We start from the raw sequence: 19,610 nt of genomic DNA on the forward strand, positions 1-19,610 counted from the left end.
AAATGAGAATTGGCGTTATTATGGGTGGAGTATCCTCTGAAAAACAAGTATCAATTATGACTGGAAATGAAATGATTGCAAATTTAGATAAAAATAAATATGAAATCGTACCAATTACATTAAATGAAAAAATGGATTTAATCGAAAAAGCGAAAGACATTGATTTTGCGCTCCTCGCATTACACGGAAAATACGGGGAAGATGGGACGGTTCAAGGCACGCTTGAAAGTTTAGGGATTCCTTATAGCGGGAGCAATATGTTATCTAGCGGTATATGTATGGACAAAAATATTTCGAAAAAGATTTTACGCTATGAAGGTATAGAAACACCCGATTGGATTGAACTTACAAAAATGGCGGATCTAAATCTTGATGAATTAGATAAGTTAGGATTTCCGTTAGTGGTAAAGCCCAACTCTGGCGGATCAAGTGTTGGGGTAAAGATTGTATATGATAAAGATGAATTAATTTCAATGCTGGAAACTGTGTTTGAATGGGATTCTGAAGTAGTAATAGAGAAGTATATAAAAGGTGATGAGATTACATGTTCCATTTTTGATGGAAAACAGTTACCTATTATTTCAATCCGACATGCAGCTGAGTTCTTTGATTACAATGCAAAATATGATGATGTTAGTACAATTGAAGAAGTTATCGAACTTCCAAGAGAATTGAAGGAACGTGTAAACGAAGCGTCACTGGCTTGCTATAAAGCATTAAAATGCAGCGTTTATGCAAGAGTGGATATGATGGTGAAGGATGGTACTCCATATGTAATGGAGATTAACACATTACCAGGGATGACACAAGCAAGTTTACTACCGAAAAGTGCAGATGCAGCTGGTATTCATTATAGTAAACTATTAGATATGATTATTGAAACTTCATTGAGAGTAAGAAAAGAAGAAGGATTTTAAGTAGCGGTATCATGAATACTTTTGACAGTAACATGAAGTATGTTATGATGAATACAATATGAAAACTTAATATTTATCCACTAGGGGGGCCTAATATAGGCTGAGATCAAATGAGAATTTGAGACTCTTAGTACCTGATCTGGTTAATGCCAGCGTAGGGAAGTGGGAAAGACATTACTATTTTATGAATAAATACTGTCAATTTCACTTTCTTTACGTCTGTAAAGAAAGTTTTTTTATTTTAAAGCGTTAATAACTGTGGATAAATACGTATAATAAATAAATTACTTGGAGGGATTTAAATGACTTTTTCACAATCATTACGTAAAGAAGTAGATTCAATTTGGGAAGCTAGTTTTCATCATCCTTTTGTAAAAAAACTTGGCGAGGGAACGTTAGATTTAGCTAGTTTTCGCTATTACGTGCTTCAAGATTCATATTATTTGAGTCATTTCGCTAGAGTACAAACTTTAGGAGCTGCAAAGGCTCTAGAATTAGAAACGACAGCTCGTATGGCACACCATGCTCAAAATACATATGAAGCAGAATTATCTTTACATGAGAATTTTGCGAAGAAACTAGGGATTACACAAGAAGAAAAAGATAATTTTATCCCTGCTCCAACTGCATATGCGTACACGTCACATATGTATCGTGCTGCGTATGAAGGACATTTAGGTGATATCATTGCAGCAATTTTACCTTGCTATTGGTTATATTATGAAATTGGTGAGCGTTTAAAAGAGTGTCAGCCAGAAGAGCCAATTTATAACGAATGGATTTCTGCTTATGGATCTGATTGGTTCCGTACGCTAGTTGAAGAGCAAATTACAAGATTAGATACTATCGCTGAAAACGTAACAGAGTCTGACCGTAAGCGAATGAAACAGCATTTCATTATTAGCAGTCAATATGAATATTCATTTTGGGAAATGGCTTATACTTTAGAAAAGTGGCCAGTGAATACAGAAGTAGAAGATGTCATTGGATAATGAGTAGGGGTATTGCTATACATAGGTATGGATAATACCTATGTATATGATTTCATAAAAGAAGTATCGCAAAAAGACGCATCAATCTAAGTGCGTCTTTTTTCAATTTATAAAAATGAGCCTATGGAAAAATAACCTAAAAATAGGTATATGAACAAGGTGCATTATCTAGTGATAGGTCATATTTTGTAGGTGTACGTATTGAACTTAATTTATCCCACGTTAACGGACAGTAAAACTCCCACCTCAAAATTCAGTTGGAGCAAAGAAGTTAAGTGGGAGATCAACTGTCCGTAAACGTCCGATTGGTTCAACTAATAATCAGTGGGGGATGAACAAAACCCCCACTGATTAAAGTTTCACTTTATAGCGCTATTTCTACTTAGATTGAACGAACAGAAATATAGGGAAGCATTGAAAAGGTTGAAGTTTATAAACGGAGGTCATGAAAATGAATAAGTTTCAACAAGAACTACAAGCGTTAAGCCTTAATGATTACCAATCTGGAAATATTGTGTATTGGGACCAGCAAAACCAATATCCATATTACTATATTGAAGATGATGCTCGTCGCTGTGGCGGTTGTGGTCGTTGTGGTGGTTGTGGCGGTCGCTGTGGTGGATTTCGTTGTGGTGGATTCCGTTGTATTGGTTGCTTCGGTTGTTTTGGTTGTGGCGGTTGTGGTAGTTGTTCTAATTGTTTTAGTGGTTTTAATGGTACTACTGATACAACTGGTACTATTGTAACATATGAATATTGATAAGAGAAAAAAGGAATCCATCAGTGAAGTATTATACAATTTTTGTAAAAAATCAATCAAAACACATGTAGCATCCTTTCATTTAAAGAAACAAGTTATCCCACCTTTTTATAAACATTGTGACTTTATTTCAAATCAACAATCAAATGTCTTTTTTATGTTCTATACCCTTTACGCGATCTTGGACTTTCGTAAGTAAATTTATTGCACCAGAACCAAAAAGAAGGGCTGCTATCAGCCCTTCTTTCTTTTTTCATATTTCTCATATAATTAAACTTAATCATAAAAAAAATCTTACCACCTTATAAATTGTTACAACCAAGGCTAAGAATCCATTTCCACTAAGAACAAAACCAATCCAATGAAAATATTTACGTTTCTGAAGTAAACATCTCCATCCAAAAAGAATTTTAAATTTTGTTTTACTTTATATTACGATTTATAGACCTGAAACCATTTTATTGTGATATAATTTGTTTTTGTCATTATGAATATATATATGTTAGGAGTTTTTTTTTGGAAATTGGTTCTGAATTAAAAAATGGTCGCCACTCATTTTTTGATGGTGGATTATTCAGCTTTATTGGTTGGAGTATCCTTGGTGTACTGATTACAGTTTTTACCCTTGGTATTTGTTACCCTTGGGCTTTATGTATGGTTTACGGTTGGAAAATAAATCATACAGTAGTTAACGGGCACCGTATGAAATTCAATGGTTCTGCTGTAGGCTTGTTTGGTAATTGGATAAAATGGTTGCTCTTATCAATTATCACTCTAGGAATCTACTCATTCTGGGTTTTCATTAAACTTGAAGACTGGAAAGTAAAAAATACTACATTTATCAATTAAAAAACATTAGCTTTATAATACCAGTCTATAACGACTGGTATTTTTATTTATGGTATGAAAAACGAAAATATAGATAAATAGCCCATGCTCATTCAGTTAACAAATATGAATACCTACAGAACAAAAATTCCATACATTTTGAAAGAAACCTTTTTATTTTTCGCTCTGAAGAATATCCGTTTCTTAAGTTAATGGTTTTGAAGTCATCCTTAAATGAAAATTTTCTGTCTCTACATTTAGTTATTTTGAGACTTTTCTTTTTCTTAAACTGTTGGATATGAGTACCTTCTAGTATAAATTTACCATTTAAAAAAGTGATTCTAACAACATTAGGATTGTATCATATAGCACAATGTAATTTGTGTTACATAGCAAGAAAAATAATCAAAATTTAAAGCCTGAAAAAGAAGCACCAAAGCAAATTACATTGGTGTTTCTTTTTTTGCGCTTTCGGGCACAGTGGTTCCTGCAGTACTATTATAAAAGCAATTTCGGATGTAAGGAATTTGTAAGTAATAGGTAAGGAAAAAGAGATTTTCATTGTATATGATAAAAATATAAAGTGGCGCGAAGGGGGAAAAGGGTACGACTTATATATGAAAAACAAACCAGTAACAAGAGTGTTTTAAAGAAAATAAGTAATTTCTAGAGTTAACATACATGTGGAAAAGAGAGCGAAGGCATTTTAAATTGAAGTTTGTTTATAATAGTTTTTTAACCTGTTAGGGGGATCGTAAAGTAGATTATTAATCGCCTTGAAAATATCTATGACCTTATAGTACTAGGCATGCTGTATTAAAAATTTTAATTTTGAAGGGAGAATTAATATATATGAGTACGAAAAAAAGAATGGGTAGTAAGTTATTACTTGTCAGTGCAATTTGTGCGATAACTATTCCTTCGGTTTCATATGCGGAGGAAGTAATGTCACCTAAAAATTTTGAGGATTATTCAAACTTGTTTGAGGGACGGAATAAGGACGTATTGAAAAGAAGTTTATATCCAAATACATACAATAATCCGTTTAGTCACCAAATTAAATCGACATTAAAGGAAACAAACACAAATATAAAAAAAATAGACAATATTGAAGAGGGAAATCCCGTTATATCTACTGCTTTTTCATTTGTCTGTTCTATGCATACTGAAGATTATAAATCTGCATTTGATTTAACTTCTCGATCATTACAGAAAATAATATCTGAAAAATGGTTGAAGAACTATTGGGAAGAACTTCCTACGCAATTACAAAAAGGTTCTTTTATAGAAATTGGAGAGGTTACACAAAAAGAGACAAATTCTGTTCATACAAATGTAGAGATTAACTTAGTTTTTGAACAAATTACTGTACCTTTACTAATAAAACTAGATCCATCTGGAAAAATAGATGATTTTCAACTCAGTATGCCGTTTAGTCCTGTTGCAGATCGGCCATCATATAGTAATCCTAAATCATTTGTTGATAAAGAAGTAGTAGTTGGAAGTGGTGCATTTCCATTACCAGGAACATTATCTGTTCCAAAGGGAAAGGGTCCTTTTCCAGCGGTTATTCTTGTTCATGGAGCTGGAGCAGCCGATCAGGATTCAGCAACGTATGCTTTAAAACCATTTCGTGATTTAGCTGAAGGTCTTGCCTCGAAAGGAATTGCTGTTCTTCGCTATAATAAACGAACCTATGAACATAGATTGAAAACAGAACTTAGTCCTTTTTATACAGTTGATAAAGAGACAACAGATGATGCACTTCTTGTGACTCATTTTCTTCAAAATGAACCTATGATAGATAAGAATCAAATTTATATTCTTGGTCATAGTCAAGGTGGAATGATGATTCCGAGGATAATTGAAAAAAATCAAAATCAAAATATTGCTGGGGCAATTGTGATGGGAGGAGCGGGCAAGGCATTCACAGACAATGTTTTAGATCAACTGGAGTATCGTCTTTCTATTGGAGAAATGAAACCAGAAGAATATAAATTTTACAAATCGCAGTTTGAATTATTAAAGGATCCTAATTTCTCTAGTCAGAATCCGCCAAAGGGTTTTTCTTTAGGACCACCAGTATATTGGGATTCTATCCGTAAAATTAAAGCAGCAGAACTGTCAAAAAAACAAAAAACACCGCTTCTTATTCTTCAAGGAGAAAGAGACTATCAAGTTCTATCAAAAATTGAAATTCCTTATTGGAAAGAACAATTAAAAGAGAGAGATAACATTGATTATCGACTATATCCAAAGTTAAATCACTTCTTTACAGAAGGAGATGGAGAATTAAGTAAACCGGATGAATATTATAGTCCCGCTAATATCCCTGAGTATGTTATAAATGATATTGCTACTTGGGTGCAAGGAAGATCGAACTGAAATTAGCAGCCATATTTTTAAATAGCTATTTTCAGTTCTTAAGGTAGAAATAATAATAATATATTATGATGTGAATAACTATAACGAACGGAGTAAAGTTTCTTATTCAAATACTTTAGATTCTCAAACCTTGGGGCATGATCTATGCCTAGCGTCTTAATATTTTGAAGTATATACAAATACTCTAAACGAAAAAACGGTATTCTTTCTATCTATGATGTAGAAGGACTATCGTTTAATAATCGCTTATATGTCATCTTCAATAATAGCCATTATCATTTAGAACACACTAATACCAAATAATCATAAAAACATTCTTAATATCAAGAGTTTAACCAATCAGATATTTTTTTACTATTGAGTCGAAACCGGGGCATGATATTGATTTCTACTCAATTGATGAATGTTTAAAAGAGCGTCAGCCAGAAGAGCCAATTTATAAAGAATGGATTTCTACATCGGGTTGGTTCCGTACTTTAGTTGAAGAGCAAATTACACGATTAGATGCAATAGCTGAAAAAGTAACAGAGGCAGACCGAAATCGAATGAAACAGCATTTTATTATTAGCAGCCAATATGAATATTCATTTTGGGAAATGGCTTATACTTTAGAAAAGTGGCCAGTGAATACAGATGTAAAAGAAGTAATTGGATAAAAAAGGTATTGTTGAACATAGGAATGAACAATACCTTTTTTATCGTTATTTTTGTAAAGTTATTGTAAATTGCAAATACAATACACTATTTATATTGTATAATTCGAATGTACTATATTTAATATTAGTAGGTGGTGATGTATATGTTGTGTTTTATAAAGTATAGAAGATAAACAATTATTATTTTTTAATTATAATGTATTATTCGAATAAATTAATAATAATTAAATTTTAAAGAACCGGGTTTTAATTGATTAGATTATGTAACGTAACGGTTTCTTCTAGTTTTTAGATGATCAAGGCAAATGTAGAAAGGAAGTATCCATTACATGGAAAAACTACGGTTATTAACATTTGAGAATATTGTAGAGCCGCTTTTAAATGAAAGTGTATCATTTATATACTTTCCTATCGAATGGCTTGATATTGTAGAAATACATTATAAGACATTTTTATTAACAAGTAAGTTAAAAAGATTGAATGAAAGATTATATGATATGTTTTCTGATATATTATTTATTCAGCACAATCCATATGTATTAAATGAAAATACACCATGGATTGTATGCAAAGAACCTATTAGAAAAGAACAACTCGATTATATTTTCCAAAGTTGGTATGAGGTTATACATGATTGGAAACCTAATAAATTAATAGAATCGCCAAAATATGAATGGCATTACGATTTAATTTCTAATTTAACAGTACTACATGATAATGAAGTATATTCTAAGTGGTTGCCCGCTTTAATTTCACATATTTTTTGTGAACAATCTGTACGATTAGAGAATATTAACGAAGAAGATATATATTTTTCTCCGCTTAGATCACAAAATATTTGTGAGGCAATGTCAGAGCCTATTAAAGATGAAAAAACACAAGATTATTTCGCCTACGTATATCGGTTCGAATGTATCACGCGCGGTGGCGAGAATATTCCGTTATTAAATGTTTCAATAGGAATTCGGAGGTTTTATCAAGAATATAATCATCCAGATATTCCTTTGCTATTAAGACGAAAACGGGGCATGATATTGGTTTCTACTCCAGAATTTTCATCAAATAATACAAAATTACGATTTGTAAAACTAAAAGTACAACAAGCTACAAACGGCATAAAATGGATTAAAATATTTAGAAGTTTAAAAGATGATTTTCATATAGGTGGAGAAGTTGAATTAGAGCATATTCTTCAATATCCGAAAGATTATATGCTAGGAGCAAACATTAGGGTGTTGCTTCCATACAATGAGAGAATATATAAAGTTCAAGGTACAAAAATAAAACCTGGTATAAAAGTAAAGGAAAGTGAGTATCTTTTTAAATGGTTTCAGCAAAAATTCTCTCATTTCACATTACTACCAGAATGTAATAAGCTAGCAACAAATAATGAAAATGAATTATTCCCTTTAATTGCACCAAAAGGATTAGAGACTATAACGTTAGAACTATGGTCTGAAAAAATATCGTTGGAAGTTGAACAAGCGTTATTTGAAAATGAAATTGTGTTAGCTCAAATTGGCGAGTCATCATATGTATTAAATGCAGATTCTCCAGTATTATTAAAAATAGTAAGATATAATATTGAAAAAGTATTGCAAAATCCATATAAAATGCAATATTGTCAGAAATACAAAACAAATTTAGTAGAGGATGTTATGAAAGCCGTTTATGCTACTGCAGGTGAGCGCAATGATGCGACGTTGGCGTTAATCGCAATGAAAAATTGTGATGGGCGTGAAAAAATTGATCCAAAGCAAATCGTTAGAGAAGGGTTTGCACGAACTAACCGTATTTCAGCATTTATTAATTTATTTATTGGCCAAAGTGTATCTCGTAAAACAATTATTAATTGTATCCTTAGTTTATTAGAACAAAAAGGATTTTTGAAACGTAGTTGGAATAAAATAAATTTACCTTGTACATATGTTAATTTATCAATTGAGCGAATCTCGAAATTTGATTTCTTACCTATTTTTTCACAAATAAAAGGAAAAGAAATTTCATATAAACTATATGGGAATACAGAGTGGCAAACGATTGATCGTTTATTATTAAATATAAATAAACATAATGCCTTTTTACCGCAGCCTTCAAAAAGAAATGATATGGAGATTCTATTTAAACAATTTGTTTCTGAAACATTATCAGGAATTTTACAACATGTAAAAGAGCAAAATGAACAAGTGTATTTCATTATAGATGCGAATTTAAGAAAACATTGGATAAAAGAGTTACAAAATAAAAAAATTGATATAGATACTTTCCCTGAGATTGTTCCTGATGTGCTAAAGGTTCCAAACTTAAATATTATAAGAATAAATAAAGCTTTTGATACACCAAAATACGGTGTGATAGAACGTGATGATGTTCCGGATGGCACAAGTTTATATACAGATCAAAAGGGGATGTATTATAGCGCTGGTGAATATTCTTTGAATGATAGTGAAACATTGCAGCGATACATACTTGAAATTTTACCTTTAGGTGTAAAATCTGTAGAAAGGAATTATATCGCCAAAATGATACATTACATGTGCTGTAATTCAAGTATGCTGTTAGAAAAGGATGTACACATGCCGTATTCCATGCATATGGCGAAAGTAGTAAAGGGCTATATGACGGATATAGATGCAAGAGAGTTTAAAGAGTTTGATGATGAACTGGATGTAGATATTATGAAAATAGAAAAGAAAGATTCAATATTCTGCTCTAAATAATAGTAGACAAATCCTGCTCATTATATCGGTCAGGATTTGTCATTTTTCCATGTAAATAAGGATATCTTTTGTCATGTATCTTCTCTTTTACGTATTTACTTTATTTACATACAGGATTAAGATGTTTTTTAGAAATAAAAAACTACATCATTTGGGAAAGCAATATGAATTGATTCAAAAGAAATTTGAAAGGAATGAGGAATTGTGAAGAAATTAGATGTGTTATTAATGCTATTGAGCGGCCTCTTTCCGGTTGCAGGAATTATAAAGAAAATCCCACTAGAACAATCTTTATATATCGGGGGCCTTTTATTTTTTACTAGTTTTGGTAGCTATTTTGCGAAAAAAATATATTCACGTATATGTAGTTGGATAGCGTATGCGCCATTTATAACACTACTGTTAGTCATTTGGCATCAAGATATTTCAACAAGTTCAATAATAGGGAATGCGAAAATCGCCGCTTGTATCGCTTTAATTCCATGTTTATTCCGTTTTCGTACATATGGACTTACTTTCGGTTTATTCTCATTATGGGCCGCTTTACTTTGGGATATTAAAGAAGTACAGTCTTTAGTCATACTTGAACGTATGTCGAGTTTAATGACAAGTCATTACTTATATCTTCTACTGTTAGTTGGAGGACTTATATTAGGTGGATTACTTGCGATGTTATTACATCGTAAAGAGCAGGATGATAATAAAGAAAATATAAATCTATTTCAACAAAAAAAGAAGCGCAAAAAATTATCATTTAAGATTCCACTTCCTAGATTACCGAAATTAAAGATCAAATTATTTAAGTTTGGTGGAAAAGCATCAAAACGAAAAACGCCAGAAAAAATACGTGAGCATAATTACGAAGAACCAGCTTCAGCTGCAACATATGAAATGGCAGAGCAAATACAACAAGGTACTGCTCAAGGACAAACGAGGATGGAACGTCGTAGAAATAGGTATAATGTATAAGAAATTTCAGTAAACCCTTTAATGATGTATCATTAAAGGGTTTTTTTATGTAATTAAATATAGATTGCCAATACGGAATTCATAGCATACTCTAAAGATGAGCAATTAAATAAAATAATGGGAGGACAAAATGTTGATTATTACATATATTTCTGTCTGTATATTATTTTTAGTTAGCTTTTTACATGTTTACTGGGCTTTCGGAGGTAAGTGGGCGACAAATAGTGTCATTCCAACAAAATCTGGAGAAAAGGCATTTATACCAGGTGTAGGGATGACATTGTTCATTGCGTTATTATTAAGTATGGCAGCAATGATTTTATTACAACAAACAAATGTTGTTCATTTCGAAGTTCCTAATAGTATTGTTCAATTGGGCTCCTGGATTTGTATGATTGTTTTTTTTATAAGAGTAATTGGTGAGTTTCATTATTTTGGCATCTTTAAGCGAAAAAAAGATACGCGTTTTGCTAAAATGGATACTGTTTTATATATACCACTTTGTGCATTTTTATCTTTATCGTTCTTACTAGCAATTATAACGTGAACATAAAATAGTAGCTGCTTTTTCTAAAATAAATAAACGTGAATTAGCAAGGAGTAAAAGTGAGAAATCTAGTAGTAAATAAAAAGGATGTAAGCGTCTTCTTATCGAAATATAGATTATTATGAAAGGCGGTGACACTATGAAGTATGTAAAAGTCTGTATGAATGGCGGAAGTGAACACAAATTCTCGATGACTTTAGATCGGTTTGAAGAACTTATTACTACAGAGAATGGACTATTAGAAAATAAATTAGTTAGTATTGAAAATGTAATGATTAATCCTACTAATATATCTTCTGTAGTTGAAAAAATTGGTGTACCGGCTAAGTTTATGGAAGCTTAAAAATCGATACATAAAAAAACATCCATAAGGATGTTTTTTTATGTGTAAATATAATAATTACACAATTAATAAATGAGCAGAATTTTTAGCAATACGTATACATTTGATGTTTAATAGATGCACAATAAAATAAGTACAAGCATATATTATATTGTAGGACAAGACCTTCGTGTCCTACTTAATACTCAGAAAAAACCTCTATCACATGAGAGCATCCAATTGCAGGGTGCTCTTTTTTTATCCCGTTCTTTAACTTTCAATTTTAAACATATCTTTGATGTTAATAAATATTAAAAATAATATAATAGCAAAAATTAAGTTTGATAAATAGAAATCTTGATGAAATAGTAGTTCAAAGATGACATCGAAAACATATAATATGGCGATAGTAGGTAATATACAAATAAATATAAATCTCCAATTTTTTAAATAATGTTTATAAGTAGTAATCGCTTTCTCCATGCATATAGCTCCTATATTTTTTATTTTCTATATAATTATACATTTAAATAAAAGGATTTACAAAAGAATATTTAGTAATTAAGAATTGTAGGAGAGATTTTGTTGAAAATGTGGATAGCTGTAGCAATCTGAATAATAAATGCTTTTACTTAAAAAAACTTTAAAAGAATGATACTAAAATGATACACTATAATATACGTTATTTATGAAATGAATAGAGGGATTTGTATGATAGACAAAATCAAAAATGTTGTAGAGGATATGTATGAAGATGAAGCAAAACATTTACTTCAAAATATTCTAATTCAGTTAAATTTGTTAGAAGAAAACTATAGTGAAGATGCAATTAAAAATTTGATGGATATTCCTAAGCAACTAACGAGTAATACATCATATATAAGAAATGTAAAAGAAAGCACACACGTACATATTGCGTTTGATGATTCAACAGCTGGATGTTTAAAATATATGCTTAGTCAAGAAGAACAATTGGAAGAGAGGGTTGTCGCTTTTTCTGAATTTTTTTCAATTGGGCCGATAAACAAGTTACATATGCATGAGGGACAACTTGCAAGACAGAAATGGTTAGTAAACAATTTAACTGCTTATGATAATTATTTTGAAGTAGAGTATTTACCAAGGTTTTTAGAAACTATGGAAGAACTACACACTATTCCTATTGAAACACCTATTACAATTTGGAAAGCTAATAACGCACATGAACATGTAGGCCTATGTTTTGTAATGGCGCAATTAAAAGATAAGAAAAACATTCGCGTTATTAATACGTCTGAAGCAAGTAAAGAAATATTAAAAAAAGAGTATGCTATTCGTGGAACAGGAGAATTATCGCCTGACAGTTTAGCTCTATTGCAAAAAAGTTTTGCAGCATTTCCGTATGTAACGAAAGAAAAGCGAATGGAGTATGAATATGAATGGGATAAATTATCGAATAGTACGGAGTTTTTAAGAGTTTGGAATGAAAATGAAGTGTATTCGGTACAAGAAGATTATTTTGATCAATTTATTATTGAATGCGCGAAAAGTGTAGGTGCTGATTGTGAGTTCCTAAAAGCTCCTAGAGTAATTGGTGAGGCACTTGGTCTTGCTGATCAGTTGGTTGGCGATACATTTTTAGAATATCGTTTAAAGCAATTAATTAAAAAAGAAGTTTTTGAATTTGAAGGTTCGTTAAATGAAATGCGTTTTTATAGTGTGAAGTTGAAATAGCAATTAAACAAAAATCCTCTTCTAATAAAGAATTAGAAGGGGATTTTTTGGGGAATAAAAGAGAAGTTTTTCCTTTATGGAAGTTTTATATAAAAAGAAAATTCATATATCATATAGAATTTATTAATAATTAGGAGGAGTAGCTCATTGAACAATCAGTTTTGTTCATGTCAATTAGATGATGCACCAAAGTTACTACCTCCATCGAACCTCCCCAGTTTACCTTCTGCATTTGCTACTCCTGTACCAACATCTCAAATGAGATCATGGATGTGCAATTGTTTAGGAAGATGGGGCTATTTAAGGTTAAATATACCTGCTACTTTTGGAAGAGATTTATGGTTTTTCCCAACAGAAGTTAGCCGGTTTGATGTATCAGGATATACTTGGCAAGATGGTCATCGTTTTAAGGAAACTTACCAATATAAACAAATTAGTAATTATATGTGCTTTGCATAGTGGCAAATAGGAGAGATTTATTTTTGATCTCTTCTATTTGTAGTTTGCAACATTTTTTATGAATTTAGGCTATACATAAGCTTCCTATAGGGGGCATATCACATATGAATGTTAAAGGTACTAAATGAAAAGTAGGTGATTTGTTAATATGTATAACCAGCAAAATTATCCATATGATCAAGGGATGTATTATAATCCGCAAAACTACGGGTATGAATCTGTAAATGAAATGAGAGAATTGGAACAAGAAGATTATAGACCAGATGATGCGGAAGATGCTCCAACGTCACCACCACCGTCACAAGCGCCGTCGTTACCGTCTACATTTGCTTCTCCAGCTCAAGCAGGGAATATGAAATCATGGATGTGTAACTGTCTAGGAAGATGGGGCTATTTACGTTTGCATCGTCCTGGACCTTTCGGAAGAGACTTATGGTTCTTCCCGACTGAAGTGAGGAGAAATGGGGTTTCAGGTTACACTTGGCAAGGTGGTCGCCGTCGTAAAGTAAGTTATCGCTATCAACAAATTAGTAATTTCATGTGCTTTGCGTAAAGAAAAGTGAGAGAGTAAAAGCATTTTACTCTCTCACTTTTTATTTTTCAATATAAGAAGTAAGATTTCGAATGAAAATTTACAATTTTCTCGTTTTTATTAGAGTATAATGCATATGTTGGTTGGTTTTCAAAAACAAATGAGAGTGAGGGAATACAATGTCAATGAAAAACAAAGTTGGGCTAAGAATAGAAGATGGTATTAATTTAGCTTCAGCTCAGTTTAAAGAAGATGCGTATGAAATTTATAAAGAATCTAGAAAAGTGCAACCTATCTTATTTGTGAATAAAACTGAATTAGGTGCAGAGTGGCTTATTACAAGATATGAAGATGCTTTGCCACTATTAAAAGATAATCGCTTAAAAAAAGATCCGGCCAATGTATTTTCTCAAGATACATTGAATGTCTTTCTTACTGTTGATAATAGTGATTATTTAACGACGCACATGCTAAATTCAGATCCACCTAACCACAATCGTTTACGATCACTCGTACAAAAAGCTTTTACACCGAAGATGATCACGCAATTGGAAGGAAGAATACAGGATATTGCAGATGATTTGTTAAATGAAGTCGAGCGAAAAAGTTCATTAAATCTTGTTGATGATTACTCGTTTCCTTTACCGATTATTGTAATAAGTGAAATGCTAGGCATTCCAAAAGAAGATCAAGCGAAATTTAGAATTTGGTCTCATGCTGTCATTGCTTCCCCAGAAACACCAGAAGAAATAAGAGAAACTGAAAAGCAACTATCTGAGTTTATTACATATCTTCAATATTTAGTTGATAATAAACGAAAAGAGCCAAAAGAAGACTTGGTGAGTGCATTAATACTTGCGGAAAATGAAGGGCATAAACTTAGCGCCCGAGAACTATATTCAATGATCATGTTACTAATTGTGGCGGGACATGAGACAACGGTAAATTTAATAACAAATACGGTATTAGCACTTCTCGAAAATCCGGATCAATTACAGTTATTAAAAGAAAATCCAAAATTAATTGATGCAGCTATTGAGGAAGTATTACGATATTATTCTCCAGTTGAGGTTACAACTTCAAGATGGGCAGATGAACCTTTTCAAATTCACGACCGAACAATCGAAAGAGGAGATATGGTTGTCATTGCATTAGCTTCTGCAAACCGTGATGAAACGGTATTTGAAAATCCGGAAGTATTCGATATTACTCGGGAGAATAATCGTCATATTGCTTTTGGCCATGGTAGCCATTTCTGCTTAGGTGCTCCGCTTGCTAGGTTAGAAGCAAGGATTGCCATTACTACTTTATTTAATCGAATGCCTGAACTACAAATAAAAGGGAAACGTGAAGACATTAAATGGCAGGGTAATTATTTAATGCGTTCTTTAGAGGAATTACCATTAACATTCTAGAATATTTATTGTAGACATGCATACATAGAAAATGATTTACATAGAGTATGTATGTGTTATTTAAATTCGAAACGGAAGGGTGAAAACATCCCAATGATCAACTAATTCTATTTGTAAGAGATCTTCGTTAAAAAACGAAATATTCTTCTGAATAGGATTAGTCTGTGCATTTATAGAAAAGGGATGTATTTCGCTCTGCGAAAATATAGTCTTTTTATATGATTTGTGCTGCCTCCTGTTCAGAACATGAAATAGGGGGCTTTTTTATGTCGACAAATGTAGTAACGAAACAAAACAATGGGGTATCACAAGTATTAAAAAATCGGTTTGTGCAAGGAATTCTTGCATCAGCATTATTTTTACAAATTGGAATATGGGTTCGGAACTTTGCGGTATTACTATATGTAATGGAAATGACGAAAGGTGATGCTTTTGCTATTTCGATGATTTCGGTTGCTGAGTTTGCTCCAATCTTCATCTTTTCCTTTATAGGTGGAACCTTTGCTGATAGGTGGAAACCAAAGAAGACAATGATATGGTGTGAAACGTTAAGTTCCATTTCAGTATTCGCTGTATTAATTACACTTATGTTTGGAACATGGAAAATCGTGTTTTTTGTTACACTTATTTCTGCAATCCTTTCGCAGTTTTCTCAACCATCAGGTATGAAATTGTTTAAACAGCATTTATCAACGGAACAAATCCAATTAGCGATGTCTATATATCAAACAATATTTGCGATTTTTATGGTGTTAGGACCGATTCTTGGAACATTTATCTTTCATAGTTTTGGAATTTATATTTCAATTATCATAACAGGTATCGCTTTTTTACTGGCAGCAGCTGTGTTGTTATTTCTCCCGAAAGATCTTGAGAATAAAAATGAGAAAAAAGAAATCACGTTGTTACAGGAAATGCTAGACGGTATTAAATACGTAAAAAAGAAAAAAGCATTAACTTTGCTAGGGCTTTGTTTTATGGCAGCAGGACTCGGTATTGGTTTAATTCAGCCACTTGGTATATTTATTGTAACTGAGCAGTTAGGACTATCAAAAGAGAGTTTACAATGGTTACTAACAGTAAATGGTGCAGGAATGATTGTTGGCGGCGCTTTAGCGATGGTATTTGCGAAAAATGTTGCTCCGCAAAAGATGTTAATTGTAGGGATGTTCGGTCAGGCGATCGGCATTGGTATTATAGGTTATTCGACGAATTTATGGGTGACACTTACAGCACAACTTTTTAGTGGGTTAGCTCTTCCATGTATCCAAATAGGTATTAATACGCTCATTATTCAAAACAGCGATACAGATTTTATTGGTCGTGTAAATGGCATTTTAAGTCCACTATTCACCGGTTCAATGGTAGTAACAATGAGTATTGCTGGTTCATTAAAAGAGGTGTTCTCATTAAGTACGATGTATGAGGGCACAGCTTTACTATTTATAATTGGATTATTATTTATTTTACCTATATACAATTTAAAACCAGTAATAGCTGTAGAAAGTGAAATAAATGGTAAAGGAAGTGCTGTACAACATGAATCCTAATCCAAATGTTAAATATCCTATTGAAGGAAATCAAAATGTCCATTTTATAAAAAATACAATAACGAAAGCTAATATACTTGTTGGTGACTATTCTTATTATGATGCGAAAGATGGAGAAACATTTGAAGATCGAGTATTACATCATTATGAATTTCTTGGAGATCATCTTACTATTGGAAAGTTTTGTTGTATTGCAAATGGAGTTACCTTTATTATGAACGGAGCGAATCATCGGATGGATGGATTTTCGGCATATCCATTTAATATATTTGGAAATGGGTGGGAGAAGTATACACCTAATTTGTCTGATTTACCTTACAAAGGTGATACAGTTATAGGAAATGACGTTTGGATTGGTATGGATACAACTATTATGCCAGGAATAAAAGTAGGGGATGGTGCAATTATTGCAGCTAAATCTGTTGTGACTAGAGACGTAGCACCATATACAATTGTTGGCGGAAACCCTGCAAATAAAATAAAGGAACGATTTACAAATACAATAATAGAAGAATTATTGCAAATTCAATGGTGGCATTTTGACATTGAAAAAATAACAGAAAATATAGATGCTATTGTACGAGGAGATATTGAACCATTAAGAAAGCTAAAAAGGTAATAAAAAATGCATGACAAAGAGTATCATACCTCCGAATTTTGTTAATGATAATAGAACAAGGAGGTGTGATACTATGGCACAAGACGTTTTATGTGAAGTAAACAACTGTAAATTTTGGGCTAACGGCAATAAATGTAGTGCAGATGCAATTTATGTAGTAAGTAATAAAGGGAAACAAGCATCAACTACGGAAGAAACAGATTGCAAAACTTTCGATCCAGAAATATAAACTTTTAAAGGGTAGCCAAATCGTGGTTGCCCTTTTATTAATTATAGTATTGATAATAAATATCATTTTCATTCATTGTTTTTAACTTTTCTTGTTATTTTTTCATATTTTGTTCATAAGTGATGTAATCCAGAGCAATTCATGTTCAATACGTGATTTACTAAATGCAATGACTTCTGTAATAAAAGATGAGCTAACATCTAAAGATTGAATAGCAGTAAGCTGTTTATGTAGTACGTCTTGGCGTATTGTTAAAATTTCTTTTCTACCTTCGTAATCAAGTTTTTCAAATAGAGCGATACGTACAAGGAACTCAGCGTTATTTGTCGCAATTTTTTCAGGAAACTTTCTTAACATTTCTGAAAAAATTTCTTCACCTGTTTCAGTTATATCGTACATATTTCGGTTTGGCTTTCCGACTTGTTTATGTATTTTTTTCGTTATAGCACCCATATTTTCGAAGCGCCGAAGAGCGGGATAAAGTGTGTTATGATTTAATTCGAAATTCTCACCTAACCGGTTTTGAACATTTTTCTTTATTTCATATCCATGTTTTGGTCCAGTTGTTAATTCTGCTAATAGTAAAATGTCAACGTACATAAAAATCCCCCTTATATATTTCTCAAGTTCCCCAATGAAAAATCTCCTTTTGTATATGTTAAAATAACATATGTTAGATTATACAACTTTGAACTGCCGACCTATCACTTTTATTGTAAAAGAAAAGGGAGGAAAGAACTATGGCTTCGCCGGAAAATGTGATTTTAGTTCATGAAATTTCAAAGCTGAAAACAAAAGAAGAATTGTGGAATCCGTATGAATGGTATCAATTTATGAGGGATAATCATCCGGTTCATTATGATGAGGAGCAGGATGTATGGAATGTTTTTTTATACGATGATGTAAATCGAGTTTTATCGGATTATCGCTTATTTTCAAGTAGAAGGGAGCGAAGGCAATTCTCAATCCCTCCTTTAGAAACTAGGATAAATATAAACTCTACTGATCCACCAGAACATCGCAATGTACGTTCTATCGTTTCTAAAGCATTTACTCCAAGAAGTTTAGAACAATGGAAACCTCGAATACAGGCTATCGCAAATGAACTTGTACAACATATTGGAAAATATAGTGAGGTTAATATCGTTGAAGAGTTTGCTGCACCTTTACCTGTTACTGTCATATCCGATTTATTAGGAGTACCAATAACTGACCGTAAAAAAATTAAAGAATGGTCTGATATTTTATTTATGCCATATAGTAAAGAAAAATTTAACGATTTGGATGTAGAAAAAGGAGTTGCGTTAAATGAATTTAAAGCATATCTTCTTCCAATTGTTCAAAATAAAAGATATCATTTAACCGACGATATTATCTCAGATTTAATACGAGCTGAATATGAAGGTGAAAGATTAACCGATGAAGAAATTGTTACTTTTTCTTTAGGTTTATTAGCGGCTGGTAATGAAACAACTACAAATTTAATTATTAATAGCTTCTATTGTTTTTTAGTGGACTCGCCTGGAACATATAAAGAATTAAGGGAATCACCTAAATTAATTTCAAAAGCGATTGAGGAAGTATTACGCTATCGCTTTCCCGTTACATTAGCTAGGAGGATTACAGAGGACACAAATATATTTGGACCTTTTATGAAAAAGGATCAAATGATTGTTGCATGGGTAAGTGCAGCAAATGTAGATGAGAAAAAATTCTTACAAGCTTCTGAATTTAATTTACACAGAATAGGAAATGAAAAGCATTTAACCTTTGGTAAAGGACCTCACTTTTGCTTAGGGGCACCACTTGCACGTTTAGAAGCTGAAATTGCATTAACTACCTTTATAAATGTCTTTGAAAAAATAGAGTTATCTCCATCGTTCAATTTAGAAAAATGTATATTGGAAAATGAACAAACATTAAAATACTTACCTATTCTTTTGAAAACTAGGTAAGACGTTGAGCAAGGTGCATTGTATTGTACCTTGTTTTTTATT

The 19,610-nt window shown here is 32.1% G+C and carries 18 protein-coding genes, 2 pseudogenes and 1 riboswitch; of the genes and pseudogenes, 18 read left to right on the forward strand and 2 right to left on the reverse strand.

Annotated features, from left to right (window positions below):
• Positions 1-2: 2 nt before the first annotated feature.
• From ddlB to ILT06_RS23620, 10 genes and pseudogenes are all read left to right on the forward strand, one after another.
• A complete protein-coding gene (gene ddlB, locus ILT06_RS23575) occupies positions 3-917 on the forward strand; it encodes a D-alanine--D-alanine ligase (protein WP_222655591.1) in 915 nt (304 codons plus the stop codon).
• Positions 918-989: 72 nt separating this feature from the next.
• Positions 990-1,095, forward strand: a riboswitch (TPP riboswitch).
• Between the two features lie 124 nt (positions 1,096-1,219).
• On the forward strand, positions 1,220-1,909 hold the full coding sequence (gene tenA / locus ILT06_RS23580) for a thiaminase II (protein ID WP_098112046.1): 690 nt from the start codon (positions 1,220-1,222) through the stop codon (positions 1,907-1,909).
• 445 nt (positions 1,910-2,354) lie between these two features.
• A complete protein-coding gene (locus tag ILT06_RS23585; RefSeq protein WP_154131494.1) occupies positions 2,355-2,669 on the forward strand; it encodes a heterocycloanthracin/sonorensin family bacteriocin in 315 nt (104 codons plus the stop codon).
• A gap of 516 nt (positions 2,670-3,185) precedes the next feature.
• Positions 3,186-3,518, forward strand: a complete 333-nt coding sequence (locus ILT06_RS23590) for a DUF898 family protein (protein WP_000402399.1) — start codon at positions 3,186-3,188, stop codon at positions 3,516-3,518.
• Between the two features lie 831 nt (positions 3,519-4,349).
• The gene (locus tag ILT06_RS23595) at positions 4,350-5,882 is read left to right on the forward strand and encodes an alpha/beta hydrolase (RefSeq protein ID WP_222655592.1); all 1,533 of its coding nucleotides are present in this window, start codon (positions 4,350-4,352) and stop codon (positions 5,880-5,882) included.
• Between the two features lie 386 nt (positions 5,883-6,268).
• Positions 6,269-6,538: pseudogene (locus ILT06_RS23600) on the forward strand (thiaminase II/PqqC family protein); the annotation flags it as partial.
• Between the two features lie 329 nt (positions 6,539-6,867).
• Positions 6,868-9,258, forward strand: a complete 2,391-nt coding sequence (locus ILT06_RS23605) for an RNaseH domain-containing protein (RefSeq protein ID WP_222655593.1) — start codon at positions 6,868-6,870, stop codon at positions 9,256-9,258.
• A 204-nt stretch (positions 9,259-9,462) separates the two neighbouring features.
• Positions 9,463-10,227, forward strand: coding sequence for a DUF3959 family protein (locus ILT06_RS23610; protein WP_064475350.1), 765 nt, complete (start codon positions 9,463-9,465; stop codon positions 10,225-10,227).
• A 130-nt stretch (positions 10,228-10,357) separates the two neighbouring features.
• A complete protein-coding gene (locus ILT06_RS23615; protein WP_098102616.1) occupies positions 10,358-10,774 on the forward strand; it encodes a DUF3995 domain-containing protein in 417 nt (138 codons plus the stop codon).
• A gap of 139 nt (positions 10,775-10,913) precedes the next feature.
• A complete protein-coding gene (locus ILT06_RS23620; RefSeq protein WP_000878362.1) occupies positions 10,914-11,117 on the forward strand; it encodes a hypothetical protein in 204 nt (67 codons plus the stop codon).
• 249 nt (positions 11,118-11,366) lie between these two features.
• On the opposite strand, the gene ILT06_RS23625 is transcribed toward ILT06_RS23620, so the two are convergent.
• Positions 11,367-11,579 carry a hypothetical protein gene (locus ILT06_RS23625; RefSeq protein WP_000409414.1) on the reverse strand — a complete coding sequence of 71 codons (213 nt, stop codon included), beginning with the start codon at positions 11,577-11,579 and terminating at the stop codon, positions 11,367-11,369.
• 228 nt (positions 11,580-11,807) lie between these two features.
• On the opposite strand from ILT06_RS23625, the gene ILT06_RS23630 reads away from it, so the two are divergent.
• The 7 genes and pseudogenes from ILT06_RS23630 (at position 11,808) to ILT06_RS23660 (ending at position 17,613) form a co-directional block, all read left to right on the forward strand.
• Positions 11,808-12,809, forward strand: a complete 1,002-nt coding sequence (locus ILT06_RS23630) for a DUF1835 domain-containing protein (RefSeq protein WP_098101525.1) — start codon at positions 11,808-11,810, stop codon at positions 12,807-12,809.
• A 177-nt stretch (positions 12,810-12,986) separates the two neighbouring features.
• Positions 12,987-13,268 (forward strand): annotated as a pseudogene (locus ILT06_RS23635) (hypothetical protein); the annotation flags it as partial.
• A 148-nt stretch (positions 13,269-13,416) separates the two neighbouring features.
• On the forward strand, positions 13,417-13,821 hold the full coding sequence (locus ILT06_RS23640) for a hypothetical protein (RefSeq protein ID WP_064475354.1): 405 nt from the start codon (positions 13,417-13,419) through the stop codon (positions 13,819-13,821).
• 158 nt (positions 13,822-13,979) lie between these two features.
• Positions 13,980-15,215 (forward strand): cytochrome P450, encoded by a 1,236-nt coding sequence (gene cypA / locus ILT06_RS23645; protein ID WP_064475355.1) that lies wholly within the window; start codon positions 13,980-13,982, stop codon positions 15,213-15,215.
• A 266-nt stretch (positions 15,216-15,481) separates the two neighbouring features.
• The gene (locus ILT06_RS23650) at positions 15,482-16,765 is read left to right on the forward strand and encodes an MFS transporter (RefSeq protein ID WP_064475356.1); all 1,284 of its coding nucleotides are present in this window, start codon (positions 15,482-15,484) and stop codon (positions 16,763-16,765) included.
• Positions 16,755-17,384: a Vat family streptogramin A O-acetyltransferase gene (locus tag ILT06_RS23655; protein ID WP_064475357.1), complete on the forward strand. Its 630-nt coding sequence runs from the start codon at positions 16,755-16,757 to the stop codon at positions 17,382-17,384. Before ILT06_RS23650 ends, ILT06_RS23655 begins: the two co-directional genes overlap by 11 nt.
• Before the next feature lie 73 nt (positions 17,385-17,457).
• Positions 17,458-17,613 carry a DUF1540 domain-containing protein gene (locus ILT06_RS23660; RefSeq protein ID WP_000046093.1) on the forward strand — a complete coding sequence of 52 codons (156 nt, stop codon included), beginning with the start codon at positions 17,458-17,460 and terminating at the stop codon, positions 17,611-17,613.
• Positions 17,614-17,715: 102 nt separating this feature from the next.
• Here ILT06_RS23660 and ILT06_RS23665 read toward each other — a convergent pair whose 3' ends face one another.
• On the reverse strand, positions 17,716-18,213 hold the full coding sequence (locus ILT06_RS23665; RefSeq protein WP_222655594.1) for a PadR family transcriptional regulator: 498 nt from the start codon (positions 18,211-18,213) through the stop codon (positions 17,716-17,718).
• 140 nt (positions 18,214-18,353) lie between these two features.
• Here ILT06_RS23665 and ILT06_RS23670 point away from each other — a divergent pair, with 140 nt between their 5' ends.
• Positions 18,354-19,568, forward strand: coding sequence for a cytochrome P450 (locus ILT06_RS23670; RefSeq protein ID WP_064475359.1), 1,215 nt, complete (start codon positions 18,354-18,356; stop codon positions 19,566-19,568).
• Positions 19,569-19,610 lie beyond the last annotated feature (42 nt).

The sequence above is a fragment of the Bacillus sp. 17RED48 genome, assembly GCF_019837545.1.
Lineage (GTDB): Bacteria > Bacillota > Bacilli > Bacillales > Bacillaceae_G > Bacillus_A > Bacillus_A wiedmannii.